The following is a 15,124-nucleotide window of genomic DNA, read 5'->3' on the forward strand; positions in this document are numbered from 1 at the left end:
GGCAAGGCCTCGAAAATGGGGTGGGTCAGCGTTTGGCGGTCAGGGGACTGGCGGTCTTGTCCCACCAGGTGGCGATCACCCACTCGTTGGCGCCGTAGTACAGCGGCAGGGTTTGCGGCTGTTGCAGGCGTTGGTTGTAGATGAAGTAGTGCTTGTCCAGGTAGCGCCAGGGGATCACGTAGTGGCTGTGCATCAGCACCCGGTCGAGGGCATGGGCGGCGGTCTGTTGCGCTGGCAGGCTGTCGGCTTCGAGCAGGTTCTTGATCAGGCCGTCGACTGCTGCGGACTTCACTCCGGTGATGTTTTCCGAGCCGGGGCGGTCGGCATCCCGGCTGTTGAAGTTGCGCCACAGTTCATCACCGGGCATGCGCGCCTCACGCAAGGCGAGGGTGGTGTAGTCGTATTCGAAATGGGTCATCTGTTTGCGGCTGGTGGCGGCGTCGGTCAGGCGCTTCTTCACCACCACGCCGATCTTGCTCAGGTTGAGGTAGATCGGATCGGTAAAGGGGCTTTGCGCGCGAGTGCCGGCCACTTCGAGAATGAACGGCTCGCCCTTGGCGTTGCGCAACACGCCGTCGCGGTTATGCCAACCGGCGGCGGCGAACAGGTCCAGGGCCTTGGTCAGGTTCTGCCGGACGCTGGCCGGCGCCCGGGTCGACGGCTGGACCAGCATCGGACCGAACACCGCCGGCGGTATCTGCCCACGGTAAGGCTCCAGCAGCTTCAGCTCGTCGGCACTGGGCAAACCCGTGGCGGCCAACGGGCTGTTGGCGAAAAAGCTGTCGACCCGCTTGAATTCGTTATCGAAAATCTTCTGGTTGATCCATTCGAAGTCCAGGGCATAGTTCAGCGCCTCGCGCACTCGCGGGTCCTGGAAGCGCTCCTTGCGCAGGTTGACTACCCAGCCGTTCATGGCCGGCGGGTTGCGGTGGGGGAACTCGCGCTTGAGCAACTCGCCTTTATCGAAACGCTTTCCGATGTACTGGCAGCACCAGTAACGCATCTGGGTTTCGCTGATGAAGTCATAATCGCCGGCACGCAGGGCGGCGACCTGGGTGTCGCGGTCCTTGTAGAGTTTGTAGTCGATGCTGTCGAAGTTGAACGAACCGCGACGGACCGGCAGGTCGCTGGCCCAATAGTCGGGATTGCGTCGATAGACGATGCTGCGTCCGCTGATGGCCTTGTCGATCCGGTAGGGGCCGCTGGCGATTGGCTGTTCGAAGCGCCGTTCGTCGAACGCCACGATCTGGCCGTCGGCCTGCAACCCCCACTTCGGCGAGAACACCGGCAGGCTGCCGGCGATGAACGACAGGTCACGGCCCTTGCGCTTGAACTCGAAGCGCACCCGCAGTGGGTCGAGGACCACCACACGCTCGATTTCGCCGAAGTAGGCTTTGAAGCGCGGGCTGGCCTTGCCGCCAGTGAGCGTCTGAAACGAATACAGCACGTCCGCGGCAGTCACCGGATCGCCATTGGAGAAACGCGCCTTGGGGTTGAGGTGAAATTCCACCGCGCCGAAGTCCGGGGCCACCTGGATATCGTCGGCGAGCAAGCCGTATTGGGTATTCAGTTCGTCGAGGCCATTGATGGTCAGGGTCTCGAACACCAGTTCCAGCAAACCCGGCGGTGGCGTGCCGCGCAGGCTGTAGGGGTTGTATTTGTCGAAGCTGCTGTTGGTGGCGACCAGCGACATGGACAGGCTGCCGCCCTTAGGCGCCTGGGGATTCACATAATCGAAGTACTGGAAATCCGCTGGGTATTTCGGCGTGCCGAATTGCGCGACCGCATGGGCCGCCCATGCCGGTGACGCGGTGCCCAGCAGCACAGCGGCGAACGTCATGCCCTGGGCCAGGCGATTCAGGGGCTGCAACAACGGGAGTCTGAACACTTTCATAAGCACTGCTTCCATGAACCGGATTACAACGAGGCCTGAACCAGACGTTGGGTATAGGGGTGCCGGGGATTGGCGATCAGGCTGGCGGTGTCCCCGGACTCGACGATCACCCCGTCCTTCATCACATACAGGCGGTGCGCCAGGGCATTGACCACCGCCAGGTCATGGCTGATCAGCACATAACTCAGGGCGTGTTTTTTCTGCAGGCTGACCAGAAGTTGCAGCACCTGGTTCTGGATCGAGACGTCGAGGGCCGAAGTCGGCTCGTCCAGCACCACCACCCGCGGCTTGAGCACCAACGCCCGGGCAATGGCGATGCGCTGGCGCTGACCGCCGGAAAACTCGTGGGGGTAACGGGTCAGGGCGCTGCTGGGCAGGCCGACTTCGCCCAGCACTTCGACGATGCGCTGCAAGCGTTGCGCGGCATTCAGTTCGGGGAAGTGCAGGGCCAGTCCTTCGCCGACGATCTGCGCCACCGTCTGCCGCGGCGAAAGCGAGCCGTACGGGTCCTGGAACACCACCTGCAACCGGGCGCGCAAGGCACGCTTCTGTTGTCGGGTACGCTGGCTGATGGGGATGCCGTCGAATTCCAGCTCGCCATCCTGCACCGGGATCAGGCTGAGAATGGCCTGGGCAAGAGTCGATTTTCCCGAACCGGATTCACCGACCACGCCAATGGTTTCACCGGCCTTCAACGAGACTTCGGCACCTTCCAGAGCGATGTAGCGCTCATGGCCGAACCAGCCGCGCCAACCCGGACGCTTCTTCGGATACTCCACGCGCAGCCCCGACGTCTGCAGCAAGGTCGCGGCGTCGTTGGCGATCGGTTCGATCTGCCGTTGCGGACGGCTGTTGAGCAGCTTGATGGTGTAGGGATGTTGCGGGTTGGCGAACAGTGCAGCGGTTTCGTTGCTCTCCACCAGCTTGCCGTGTTCCATCACGGCCACGCGCTGGGCAAAGCACCGCACCAGGTTGAGGTCGTGGGTGATCAGCAAAATCGCCATGCCCTGGCCATCGCCCCGAGCGAGTTCTTCGTCCTGCAGATCCAGCAGCAACTGCACGATGCGCGCACGCACGGTCATGTCCAGCGCGGTGGTCGGCTCGTCGGCGATCAGCAGTTTCGGCCGGCAGGCCAGCGCCATGGCGATCACCGCCCGCTGCAACTGGCCACCGGACAACTGATGCGGATAGCTGTCGACCCGCCGTTCCGGCTCGCGAATGCCGGTGCGGGCGAGCAGGGCGATTGTTCTTTCCCGGGCCTCGCGCGGGGTCAGGCCTTCGTGCAGTTGCAGGGTCTCGATGATCTGTTCACCGATGCTGAACAGGGGGTTCAGCGCCGACATCGGCTCCTGGAAAATCATCGCCACGTCGCGCCCGCGAATCTGCCGGATCTGCGCCTCGGATTTTTCCAGCAACTCCTGGCCTTCCAGGCGAATGCTGCCTTGAATCCGCGCCTGGGCGAGCAGGCGCAGGATCGACAGCGCCGTCACGGTTTTCCCCGAGCCGGATTCGCCGACCAGCGCCAGGCGTTCGCCGGGCTGGATCTGCAGGTTGAGGTCATCGACCACCCGGCGGTTGCCGAGGCTGATCGTCAGGTGTTCCAGGCTCAGCAAGGGCGTGCTCATCAGAGGTTCTCCGCCAGCGGTTTGTCGGCGATGCGGGTATCAAGGGCGTTGCGCAGGGCTTCACCCATGAAGGTCAGGAGCAACAGGGTCAGCATCAGCACGCCGAAGGCCGACACGGCGATCCACCAGGCATCGAGGTTCTCCTTGCCCTGCAGCAGCAACTGGCCAAGGCTCGGCGCCGGTGCCTCGACGCCCAGGCCGAGAAAGTCCAGGCTGGCCAGGGCCATGATCGCCGCGCTCATGCGAAACGGCAGGAAGGTGATCACCGGCGTCAGGCTGTTGGGCAGGATGTGCCGCCAGATGATCTGGGCATGGGACAGGCCCATGGCCCGCGCGGCCTTGACGTATTCCAGCTGACGATTGCGCAGGAACTCGGCACGCACGAAATCCGACAGATAAATCCAGCCGAACAGCGACAGCAGTACACATAGCAGAATCAGGCTCGGCTCGAAGATCGAGGCGAAGATGATCAGCAGGTACAGCTCCGGCAGGGATCCCCAGACCTCGATCAGGCGCTGGGTGAACAGGTCGATCTTGCCGGCGAAGTAACCCTGCACGGCGCCGATCAACACCCCGAGCACCGTGCCGATGAAGGTCAGCGCCAGGCCGAAGGTTACCGAGACCCGGAAGCCATAGAGCAGCCGGGCAATGATGTCGTAGCCGGCGATATCGGTGCCCAGCAGATTTTCTGCGGTGGGTGGGCCGGGGTAATGCACGGCGTTGGAGAAGTAGTTGAGGGTGTCGTAGTAATAGGGGTTGAGCGGGTACAGCGCGAAGTTCCCCGGCTGTGCCAGTTGCTCGCGGATAAACGGGTCGTTGTAGTCGGCGTGAATCGGCAACTGGCCGCCGAAGACCGCTTCCGGGTAGTCCTCGAACAACGGGAAATACCAGTGCTGCTGGAAATAGATCAGCAGCGGCTTGTCGTTGCTGATCAGCTCGCCCCCCAGGCTCAACAGGTACAACGAGGTGAAAATGATCAGGCTCCAGTAACCCAAGCGGTGCTGCTTGAAACGCAACCATACGCGCCGGCCAGGTGTGAGGGCGGGGGCCAGGTCGGTATCCGCGACCGGGGCCCGAAGGTAGGGTGGGCGCTGCCAGAAGCGGCGCCAGATCGAGGGTGGTGCAACAGTTTGCGAAGTCATCAGGCCACCTGGGCGTCGAATTTGATCCGTGGGTCCACCAGCACATAGGCGATGTCGCCCACCAGCTTGGTCAGCAGGCCGATCAGCGTGAGCAGGTAGAGGCTGCCCAGGACCACTGGGTAATCACGGCTGTTGATCGACTCGTAGGACAGCAAGCCCAGCCCGTCGAGGGAGAACAGGGTTTCGATCAACAGGCTGCCGGTGAAAAAGGCCGCGATGAAGGCGCCGGGAAAACCGGTCACCAGCGGCAGCAAGGCATTGCGAAAAACGTGCTTCCACAACACCCGGCGTTCCGAGAGACCTTTGGCCCGGGCGGTGAGCACGTACTGCCGACTGATTTCCTCGAGAAAGGTGTTTTTCGTCAGCAGGGTTTTCAGGGCGAAGGTGCTGATCACCGAGGCCGCGACCGGCAAGGTGATGTGCCACAGGTAGTCGGTGAATTTGCCGAAGCTGCTCAGTTCGTCCCAGTTGTCCGAAGTCAGGCCGCGCAGGGGGAACACGTCCCAGAACGAACCGCCGCCGAACAGCACGATCAACAGCACGCCGAGGACGAAACCGGGGATCGAATAGCCGGCGAGAATCAGCAGGCTGCTGATCAGGTCGAAGCGGCTGCCGGCGCGCACCGCCTTGGCCACGCCCAGCGGCACCGAGATCAGGTAGGTCAGGACAAAGGTCCAGATCCCCAAAGACACCGAGACCCCGAGCTTGGACTTGATCAGCTCCCAGACGCTCTCGTTGCGAAAGTAACTTTGCCCCAGGTCGAACTGCAGGAAGTTCTTCAGCATCATCACGTAGCGCTCGCCGACCGGTTGATCGAAACCGTACTGGCGCGTCAGGTGCACCACCTGTTGTTCGTCGATGCCCTGGCGCCCGCTGTAGCTCCAGCCGCTGCTGGCCACGCCACCCTCGGCACCGGAGCGGGCGCTCTGCTGGTCGAGGTTGCTCAGCACTTGCTCGACCGGACCGCCCGGGACGAATTGCGTGACCAGGAACGTCAGGGTCAGGACCCCGAACAGCGTGGGGATCATCGCCAGCAGGCGAGTCAACAGGTAATACAGCATGGCGTCGGTTCCAGCGTCGGTGAGAAAAACGACTTGCGCCGCAGCCGGCGGCAGAAGTCGGTACGGCTTCCATGACTAGCTCAAGCGCTGCGGGTATCGCGAGGATTGCCCGGGCGTTTCAGGCCGAGGTTTTCGCGGAAGGTCTTGCCTTCGTATTCGGTACGGAAGATCCCGCGTCGCTGCAGTTCCGGGACGACCAGCCGGGTGAAGTCCTCGAAGCCCTGGGGCAAGTAGGGCGGCACCACGTTGAAGCCGTCAGCGCCGCGTTCGACGAACCACTGTTCGATGATGTCGGCCACGGTCTTGACCGAACCGATGGCCTGGAGATGGCCGCGCGAGACGCGGAAACGCAGGACCAGCTCACGGATCGACAGGCTCTCCCGGCGGGCCAGGTCCAGCTGTTGCTGGAAGCGCCCCTTGCCGTTGGCTTCTGCCTGGTAGGGCAGGTCGGGCAGGGGACCGTCCACCGGGTAGCCGGACAGATCGAAGCCGCCAAAGCTGATGTTGCTCACGTCCACCAGCTGCTGCAGTTCGTTGAAACGGTCCTGGGCTTCCTGATCGGACTCGGCGACCACCACCGATAGGCCCGGGGTGATTTTCAGCTGGTCTTCGTCGCGTCCGTATTTCGCCATGCGGCCTTTCAGGTTGGCGTAATAGGCTTTGGCCACGTCCAGCGACTGGGCCGAGGCGTAGGTCATCTCCGCTTCGCGAGCGGCGAATTCGAGCCCGGTTTCCGAGTTGCCAGCCTGCACGATGACCGGGTAACCCTGGAGCGGGCGGGGGAAATCCAGCAGTCCTTCGGCGTCGAAGTACTTGCCCTTGTGGTTGACCGGATGTGCCGAACGGGTTTCGTAGAACACCCCGGCCTGGCGATCCGGATTGTCGAAAGCGTCGTCATCCCAGGTGTCCCACAGGGCCTTGGTGACGGCGATGAATTCGGCGGCGCGCTCGTATCGTTCTTCGTGGGAGCGCGGCTCGTCGATGCCGAAATTCTTCGCGGTGTGCTCGGAAAACGACGAGACCACGTTCCAGCCTGCGCGACCGCCGCTCAGGTGGTCCAGGGAGGTGAACTTGCGCGCCACATGGTAGGGCGAGTCGTAGTTCGTATTGACGGTCGCCACCAGGCCGATGTGCTCGGTCACGGCGGCGATGGCGGATAACAGGGTAAAGGGTTCGAACTGATAGTTTTGCCCGCTGCGTCCAGTCTGCGGGGTGATGTCACCGGAACGGCCGATGAAGTCGGCGACGAAAAAGGTGTCGAACTTCGCGGCTTCGGCCAGCTTGGCGGCGTTGATCCACCAGGTCAGGTCCGGGCGACCGTTGCCCTGTGAACTGGGGTGGCGCCAGGCCTCGGGATGATGGCCGAAACGGTGGAGGAATACGTTCAGGGCCAGTTGGCGTTTTTTGCTGTTGTCGTGGCTCACGGGTGCGTCTCTCTGAATACGGGGCCCGAAGGTGTGCCAGGCACACCCCATGGTTTGGGTACGCAGCGCGTACCCAGGCTCTACAGCCTCTCGCCGGTCAGGGGCGCACGGCGCCCCGGATCCGCCGATTCAGCCGGTGAAGGCTTTGGATTTCTCTAGCAGGCCGGTGCGTTTCCATTGCAGTTCCAGTGCGCCCGGGGTGTATACCTGGGCGCCGCCGAGCTGCTCGGCAATCGCCTGGAAGCGCGCGGCCTCTTCGACGAAGAGGATGGTCTCGGCGGTTTTCAGGATTCCCGTGCCCCAGAAGTTGGCGCCGCCATTGGATTCCAGCAGGGCCGGCGGTGGTGCCAGTTCCGGGTGCTTGTCGAGACGCTCGCGGATGACTTCCAGCGGGCTGCGGGTGCGCTCCAGATGGTTGGGGATTTCCCGTGCCAGCAGGTGTCGTGCGGCGGCCACATAAAGGATCGGGAACGGCTTGTGGGCCAGCGACCAGGCGGACAGCCACGCGGTGTGCACATGGATCACGGTGTCGGCTTCCAGGCGCGGTTCGTTGATCAGTGAACCGGGGTTTTCCGAGAAGGCCGAGACGCTGACTTTCGGTGCCTGGTCGCGCGCCAGGCCACCGGGGAAACGGATCCCCAGCAACTGGTCGGTACCGGGAATACGGTGGGAGATGTGGAAGGTCAGGCTGGCGGACAGGGTGCCGTTCTCGCGCAGGGTTTCAAAGGCGTGGACGGCATCGGCCCGGGCTTGATCGATGTAGGCGACCAGGTCGATGCCAGTGGTGGTTTCGAAAGCGGACATAGTGGATCTCCAGAATAGGCTGATGCGTGGTTAAGGTTTTCAGGCGGCCGCGTCGGTTCTTTCCTGCTCGACGAGTTTCTGTGCCTGCTCCAACGGGCCGCTGACGATCCAGTCGCTGACCTCGAAATCGGCTTTGAGGTAGCCCCAGTCGCGCAGGAAATTTTTCTGCACGGTCAGCCCTTCGATGTACTCGGGGGTCAATTTGGGGGTGAACGACCGGTGCACGTCCGGGCCGTGGGAGCCGATGACTTCGGCCGCCGTGGCGTTGCGGTCTTCCGGGATCAGCAGTTGCACCACTTCTTCGTGATGGGCGGTGGCCCATTCGGCGGTCCGCAGCAGTACGGCGAGGTAACGCACCACCAGTTCCGGGTGTTGCTCGAGGAACAGTCGGTCGACGGTGATCGGGCGTGGCGTGCCGTTGTTGACCCGCAGCAGCGGATCCTGCAATTCATTGATGTTGATCACTTGATGGAAACGCGGGTCCCGGGACAGGCGATAACCGCGGGCAAAGCGCAGGAAGATCGCGTCCACAGTGCCGTTTTCCAGGGCCTCGATCGCCACGTCCGGACGCTCGTCGCGAATTTTTCGCGGGCCGTCTTCGCTGTCGTAGCTGGGGGCTTCGAGGTCGACGAAGGTGGCGTCTTCAGGGCTCAGGCCGGCCAGAGTCAGCGCCGTGGCAAAACCGTGCTGGGCGGCACCGCGCTGGAAATCGATCACGGCGTTGCTGTGCAGTGGCACACCAAGGCGCTTACCCTTGAGGTCGGCGATTTCTCGGATGCCACTGTCGGCGCGGGTGAGGATGCCCTGGTATTCATCGAGCCAGGTGATACCGACGACGACGGTGTCCTGGCCACTGCCTTTGGCCCAGATCGGCGGGATGTTGCCGCCTTCGCGAAACAGGCCGCTCTGCTGGTGATGGTAGTGGGCATTGCGCACGGCCAGGCTGTCCGAATCGCGCAGGGAGTGCAGCTCGGTTCCCGGAGCGGCGAACTCTTCCTGCAGCCAGTTTTTGCGGATCGCCAGCGCCGAGGCAGTGGCAGCACCGCACCGGGTATAGAACAACTTTACAGGGTTAGTGGAAGTGCTCATGGAACGTCCTCGAGTGGGGTGGTGAAGATTGACGTTAATCAATAGAGCACACTCCATGCCAAACTTTTAAAGGTGGGTTGTTTGATGGTTGTGAGTATTGTTTTTGTTGTTGTTGGAAGTCGGCGAGAGGCCCGTGAAATAAGGCCTTGTGGGTTTTTTTAGAAGGTGGAATGGCGGGATTTTTTTTGCGTGGATGAATAAGTAAGTAGCGGGTAATTGCCAGGCGTTTCCAGACGCTGCTGCATAGGCAGCACTTTCCCGAAGCGATTGCTGCCAGGCAGGCAACGAACAAGCAGAAGGCGTAAAATCCAGCAGATACGGGGTTGTGGCGACCTTGTGGTTTGGTTATTAGCTTATCTTTAAATGTCGCAGTTCATCGGCTTCAGAATTTAACTGTTTATATGGAAGGAAAACTCCAGACCGAAAGGTGCTGGAGAATCAGCAGTCAAACAGCAGTGGGTTGTCTGGCTTGCAACATAAGTGCAACGAACTTGTTGAGGCGTTAACTTGTTTCTTTCAGGCGCTGCGTGGGTTTCAGGTAGCTAATAGCAGATGGCACAGTTTCTGCTATTTCAAGCTTGATTTTAGTTGTCAGCCCCTCAACTGCCTGTGCCTGCAAAGGAAATACTTAATGTCGCGCCTGAATATACAAAGAGGCAAAGCCCACGCGGCTTTGCTCGTGCCGGATACTTCGCGTTATTTCAAGAAAACTCTGGCTCAGGCCGTCTCCCATGCATGCATCGGTGGCTTGACGGCCAGTCTGCTGGCAGGTTCGGCCTTCGCCGCACAACCCGCCGCGAAGGCCGGCACCGAGCAGAACCCGCAGGTCGGCGAACAGGACGATCAACTGGATACGGTGGTGGTCACCGCGCAGAAGCGCTCGGAAAAACTCAAGGACGTGCCGATCCCGATCACCGCGATTTCCGGTGAGTCCATCCGCGACAAGGACATCACCACCTCGACCGACATCGAGCGCCTCGCGCCCAACCTGTCGGCCCAGTCCAGCAGCAACACCGGCGGCCGCACCGGCAAACCCCGCTGGTTCCTGCGCGGGATCGGCACCAACGATCCCAACGCCAACCAGGAAGGGCCACTGTCGATTTACGTCGACGAGGTGGTGATTGGCCTGCAGGGCGATCAGAACTTTCCGCTGTTCGACCTGGAACGGGTCGAGGTCCTGCGCGGTCCGCAAGGCACCTTGTGGGGCAAGAACAACACCGGCGGCGCGATCCATTTCATCTCGAAAAAACCGACCTTCGAAAACAGCGGCTACACCAAGCTGGGCATCGGCAGTTACGGCAAACGAACCCTCGAAGCCGCCAGTGGCGGCGCCTTGGTCGACGACAAACTGGCTGGCCGCGCGGCCATTTATTACGAGAAAGGCGATGGCTGGGCGGACAACATCGTCACCGATGAAACCGGCCCCCAACTGGAAGACTTCAACGGTCGCTTCCAGCTGCTGGGCAACTTCGGCGACAACCTCGATGCGCTGCTGAGCCTCAACGTGCGGGAACTGCACACTGGCAACCCGCCGAACTTTCTGGTCGGCGCCACCAGCGTCAACAACGTCACCACGCCCAACCCCGGTGGAGCCATCCGGCAGGGCGGGGGTTCGTACATTCCGCCCTATGGCGACGATCCGGACAACCGCAGCGATTTCTGGGGCGGTAAAAGTACCGGCGAGAACACCCAGGTCGGCCTCAGCCTCAAGTTGAACTGGTACCTGGAGGAAAACACCCTGACGTCGATCACCGCATTCAGCCACGGTGATGGCGACACCGACGTGCGTGCTGGCGTGCCACCGGGAACCTTGCTCGACCAGACCAGCACCCTGGGCGATACCTCGTCCCGGCAGTTCACCCAGGAGCTGCGTTTGAGCTCTCCGGCGGATCAGCGTCTGACCTGGATGCTCGGTGCCTACTACTACGACTTGCAGGCCGACAGTGACACCCGTTCGATCCGCTTCAAGAGCGGCAATACCCAGGAGCAATACAGCAGCAGTTCCTGGGACCAGGACGCCAAGAGTTTCGCCCTGTTCGGCAACACCAAGTTCCGTTTCACCGACCGTGCGGCGCTGACCTTGGGCCTGCGCCAGACCTGGGAATCCAAGGACATTACCGAAACCACCCTGACGGTCCAGGACACCCCTGCAAACCAGAACCTGGTGATCGTCACCCAGCCCGGGGGGACGCCGGATTCGGTCAGGGGGACCGGGCTGGTCGCACCGCTGTCATTGAGCAAGGATGCCGACTGGAGCCAGACCACCTGGGACATCACCCCGGAGTATCGTTTCACCGATGACATTCTCGGCTATGCGCGGATCGCCACCGGTTTCCGTTCCGGCGGTTTCAACCAGGCGATCGTCAATCGGGGCATCATTGAAACCGATCCGGAAACCCTCACCGATTACGAACTGGGGTTGAAAACCAGTTGGCTCGGCGGGCGCCTGAATGCCAACGTGTCGCTGTTCTACTACGACATCAAGAATCTGCAACTCAACATCCAGCAACAGGTGCCGGGTACCACCATTACCAGCACCGCCGGCAGCTCCGACGGCCAGGTCAAGGGTGTCGAGTTCGAGATCGAAGCGTTGCCCACCGAGTTCTGGCGGGTCACCACCAGTCTTGGGTTGCTGCGTGCCGAGTACACCAACTTCGAATACACCATCGGCGGCGTGAGCCTGGATGCCAGCGGCAACAAGTTCTACCGGACACCAGAGACCTCTTTCCGATTGGATACCGACTACCGGATACCGGTTGCCATCGGCGGGCAAGTCATCCTGGGTACTGACTGGGCCTATCGCAGCCACATCTATCACAACGCCACGGTGCAGGAAGATCCGGTTCAGGAAACCCCGGATTACTGGACCGGCAACGCCCGCGTGACCTATCAGGCCGCCAGCAAAAAATGGCAGGTCACGGGCTTCGTCAACAACCTGACCGACCAATCCAACAAGGTGCTGTCGCAAATCGTCAACCAGCGCGGGGTCTATCCGACCTCCTATGTGGCGCCTCGGACATTTGGCCTGCAAACCACGATCAATTTCTGAAAAAGCAGCTTTTTGGCAGGGTGCTCACTGCTGCTCCAGCAACCATTTGTGCGGATGGACTGTTGCTGGAGCAACAGTCCATCTGGAGCGCTCCGGGCCAGAGCAGGTGGGGGTTTCAGCCAAAACATGGTCAAAAATTGATATTCGCTTAAGGAATATATAAATGAATTTATATGATTATTTGTATATAAAAATATACGTCACTATGAGTTCATTCTCTCGGTCCGGATAAGCCGCTCATGTCTCTCATCACTCATCCACATGCCCGTCAACTGACCAAGTCAGTGCGTGCCACGGTGCTGGTCTTCGAGGACCCGCGCTCCCAGGAATTGCTGACACGCATCGAGCGTCTGGCGCCGAGTGAGGCCAATGCATTGATCTTCGGTGAGACCGGCACCGGCAAGGAATTGGTGGCGCGGCACATCCATCGTTTGAGTCGCCGCGGTGATGCGCCTTTCGTGGCGGTCAACTGCGGCGCCTTTGCCGAAACCCTGGTGGAAAGCGAACTGTTCGGCCATGAGAAAGGCGCCTTCACCGGTGCCACCACCAGCAAGGCCGGCTGGTTCGAAGCGGCTGAAGGCGGCACGTTGTTCCTCGATGAAATCGGTGACTTGCCGTTGAACATGCAGGTCAAGCTGTTGCGAGTGCTGCAGGAGCGCGAAGTGGTGCGCCTGGGCTCGCGGACGCCGATCCCGATCGATGTGCGGCTGGTGGCGGCGACCAACGTCAACCTGGCGGACGCCGTGGTCGCCGGGCATTTTCGCGAAGACCTGTTCTATCGCCTGCACGTGGCGACCATCCGGTTGCCGGCGCTGCGAGAGCGTCCCGGGGACATCCTGCCGCTGGCGGAGTTTTTCATGGAAGAGCATTGCCAGCGCCTGGGCTACAACCGCGCGACGCTGAGTGCCGAGGCTGAACGCAAGCTGTTGGGCCATAGCTGGCCGGGCAACATCCGCGAGTTGGAAAACGCCATCCATCACGCCTTGCTGGTGTGCCGTCATCAGTTGGTGCAACCCAATGATCTGCACCTGGTGGATATGCGCAGTTCGGGCATCCGTAACGAGACCGCTGTCCAAGCCGGCCACGGTCTTCCCGGACCGATCGATCTCGAAACGGTACTGACCGCGCTGTTCGAAAGCAACCAGGCCAACCTCTATGAGCATATCGAGGAGACCGTGTTTCGCACGGCCTACCGCTTTTGCCATGGCAACCAATTGCAGACCGGCAGGTTGCTCGGCATCAGCCGGAACATCGTGCGCGCCCGGCTTGAGAAAATCGGTGAAATCACCCCGTCGGCTGCGAAGCCGGACGTGGATCACGTGTAGGGATCAAGGCGTCAGGTTCGCGCAGGGGCGAGTCCCCAGGCACCCAGGCCTCGATATCAATTTTGAAGATCTACAGGAGTCAATCAATGGGCAATGTCCAGAGCGCCACCCGTGCCTTCGAGGTGTTTCGGCACCCGGCACCCGGTGGCGAACTGCTCGACCTTGGCCGGGTCTTCCGGGAACCCCTGGCGCAGTCGCGGCTGCACAGCACACCCAAGCGGGTGCTGAGTCGCCGCGAAGGTGTCCTGCTCGGGGTGTTCGCGCTGGTGCTGCATGGGGCGGTGATCGTCTGGGTCAACCAGACACCGCCGCCGGCATTGCCGGTGGTGCCGCCGGAGATCCCGCCGATGACCATCGAGTTCTCGCAGCCGGCACCCCCGGTGGTGGAGCCGCCACCGCCCGAGCCGATTGCGCAGCCCGTGGTCGAACCACCGCCACCGGTTGAAGATGAGTTGGCGGTCAAGCCACCGCCACCCAAACCTGTCCCCAAACCCAAGCCCGTGGTCAAACCGGTGCCCAAGCCTGCGGCCAAGCCAGTGGAGCAGCCACCGGCACCACCGGCGCCACCACAACCGGTCGCCGCGCCAGCCCCTCCGACACCCCCTGCACCCAAACCGGTGACCCCAGCGTCGGCCAGCGCCGGTTACCTGAAGAACCCGGCGCCGGAATACCCATCGCTGGCGCTGCGTCGCGGTTGGGAAGGCACGGTGCTGTTGCGGGTGCATGTGCTGGCCAGCGGCAAACCCGCTGAGATCCAGATCCAGAAAAGCAGTGGCCGCGATCAACTCGACGACGCCGCGTTGGCTGCTGTGAAGCGCTGGAGTTTCGTCCCGGCCAAGCAGGGCGATGTCGCCCAGGACGGCTGGGTCAGCGTGCCCATCGACTTCAAAATCAAGTAACTCAACCTGTCGAAACACACTGCGGGCCACCTGACAAAAGGCGCATCGCTACAACCGATTTAATGCCTTGTTGGAGAGCCTGACCATGAACCTGATTGCATCCCCCTTCGAATCCGTCGAACACGCCGTCATCTGGCTGTTGATCTTGTTTTCCGTGGCCACCTGGGGCCTGGCCCTGCTCAAGGGCGTGCAGTTCACCCGCCTGAAGACCCAGGACCGCAAATTCCATAAACACTTCTGGGCCGCGTCGAGTCTCGATTCCGCCGCTGAACTGGCCCATAGCCAACCGGGCGCCGCCGCTCGCGTCGCCCTGGCCGGTTACGCGGCGATCCAGGTGCCGGAAGACGCGCAAGCCGCCGACCTGAGCCAGGCAATCAACCTCCAGGACCGCCTCGAGCGCGCCCTGCGCCAGCAGATCGTGCGCGAACGTCGCTCGCTGGAAAGCGGCCTGGCCATCCTCGCCAGTATCGGCAGCACCTCGCCCTTCATCGGCCTGTTCGGCACCGTCTGGGGCATCATGTCGGCCTTGAAAGGTATTAGTGCAGCGGGCTCGGCGAGCCTGGAAACCGTGGCCGGGCCGATTGGTGCCGCCCTCGTAGCGACCGGCGTCGGCATTGCCGTCGCAGTGCCGGCGGTGCTGGTCTACAACTACTTCCTGCGTCGGCTGAAACTGACCGCCGCCGACCTCGATGACTTCGCCCACGACTTCTATAGCCTCGCGCAGAAAAACGCGTTTCGCGTGCTGCTGCATCCGGTGTTGAGCAAGTCCGGAGCAACCGTCGCCGGGCAGAAAGTCAAGGAGGCGTCCTGAT

Annotated in this window: 11 protein-coding genes; 4 read left to right on the forward strand and 7 right to left on the reverse strand. The window is 61.8% G+C overall.

All coding sequences use genetic code 11. From position 1 onward, the window contains the following. Nucleotides 1-25: 25 nt before the first annotated feature. The 7 genes from CKW16_RS16660 to CKW16_RS16690 all read right to left on the reverse strand — a co-directional run bounded on the left by CKW16_RS16660 (nucleotide 26) and on the right by CKW16_RS16690 (nucleotide 9,039). Complete coding sequence (locus CKW16_RS16660) at nucleotides 26-1,894, reverse strand: extracellular solute-binding protein (protein WP_218244082.1); 1,869 nt, start codon at nucleotides 1,892-1,894, stop codon at nucleotides 26-28. Between the two features lie 23 nt (nucleotides 1,895-1,917). Next, nucleotides 1,918-3,519 (reverse strand): ABC transporter ATP-binding protein, encoded by a 1,602-nt coding sequence (locus tag CKW16_RS16665; RefSeq protein WP_095129334.1) that lies wholly within the window; start codon nucleotides 3,517-3,519, stop codon nucleotides 1,918-1,920. Further along, nucleotides 3,519-4,661: an ABC transporter permease gene (locus tag CKW16_RS16670; RefSeq protein WP_095129335.1), complete on the reverse strand. Its 1,143-nt coding sequence runs from the start codon at nucleotides 4,659-4,661 to the stop codon at nucleotides 3,519-3,521. The genes CKW16_RS16665 and CKW16_RS16670 overlap by 1 nt, the downstream gene beginning before the upstream one ends. Next, complete coding sequence (locus tag CKW16_RS16675; protein ID WP_095129336.1) at nucleotides 4,661-5,722, reverse strand: microcin C ABC transporter permease YejB; 1,062 nt, start codon at nucleotides 5,720-5,722, stop codon at nucleotides 4,661-4,663. The genes CKW16_RS16670 and CKW16_RS16675 overlap by 1 nt, the downstream gene beginning before the upstream one ends. An 80-nt stretch (nucleotides 5,723-5,802) precedes the next feature. After that, nucleotides 5,803-7,146 carry an LLM class flavin-dependent oxidoreductase gene (locus CKW16_RS16680; protein WP_256580509.1) on the reverse strand — a complete coding sequence of 448 codons (1,344 nt, stop codon included), beginning with the start codon at nucleotides 7,144-7,146 and terminating at the stop codon, nucleotides 5,803-5,805. A 129-nt stretch (nucleotides 7,147-7,275) separates the two neighbouring features. After that, nucleotides 7,276-7,950, reverse strand: coding sequence for a class II aldolase/adducin family protein (locus tag CKW16_RS16685; protein ID WP_095129338.1), 675 nt, complete (start codon nucleotides 7,948-7,950; stop codon nucleotides 7,276-7,278). 39 nt (nucleotides 7,951-7,989) lie between these two features. Then, a complete protein-coding gene (locus CKW16_RS16690; protein WP_095129339.1) occupies nucleotides 7,990-9,039 on the reverse strand; it encodes an ABC transporter substrate-binding protein in 1,050 nt (349 codons plus the stop codon). Nucleotides 9,040-9,670: 631 nt separating this feature from the next. Here CKW16_RS16690 and CKW16_RS16695 point away from each other — a divergent pair. The 4 genes from CKW16_RS16695 to CKW16_RS16710 all read left to right on the forward strand — a co-directional run bounded on the left by CKW16_RS16695 (nucleotide 9,671) and on the right by CKW16_RS16710 (nucleotide 15,123). Then, nucleotides 9,671-12,088: a TonB-dependent receptor gene (locus CKW16_RS16695; RefSeq protein ID WP_095129340.1), complete on the forward strand. Its 2,418-nt coding sequence runs from the start codon at nucleotides 9,671-9,673 to the stop codon at nucleotides 12,086-12,088. 239 nt (nucleotides 12,089-12,327) lie between these two features. Then, complete coding sequence (locus CKW16_RS16700) at nucleotides 12,328-13,413, forward strand: sigma-54-dependent Fis family transcriptional regulator (RefSeq protein WP_095129341.1); 1,086 nt, start codon at nucleotides 12,328-12,330, stop codon at nucleotides 13,411-13,413. A gap of 86 nt (nucleotides 13,414-13,499) precedes the next feature. Next, entirely contained in the window at nucleotides 13,500-14,312 is an 813-nt protein-coding gene (locus CKW16_RS16705; RefSeq protein WP_095129342.1) for an energy transducer TonB, read from the forward strand. A gap of 85 nt (nucleotides 14,313-14,397) precedes the next feature. Next, a complete protein-coding gene (locus CKW16_RS16710) occupies nucleotides 14,398-15,123 on the forward strand; it encodes a MotA/TolQ/ExbB proton channel family protein (protein ID WP_095129343.1) in 726 nt (241 codons plus the stop codon). Nucleotide 15,124: the final 1 nt, after the last annotated feature.

The organism is Pseudomonas sp. Irchel s3h14, from assembly GCF_900187425.1.
GTDB lineage: Bacteria > Pseudomonadota > Gammaproteobacteria > Pseudomonadales > Pseudomonadaceae > Aquipseudomonas.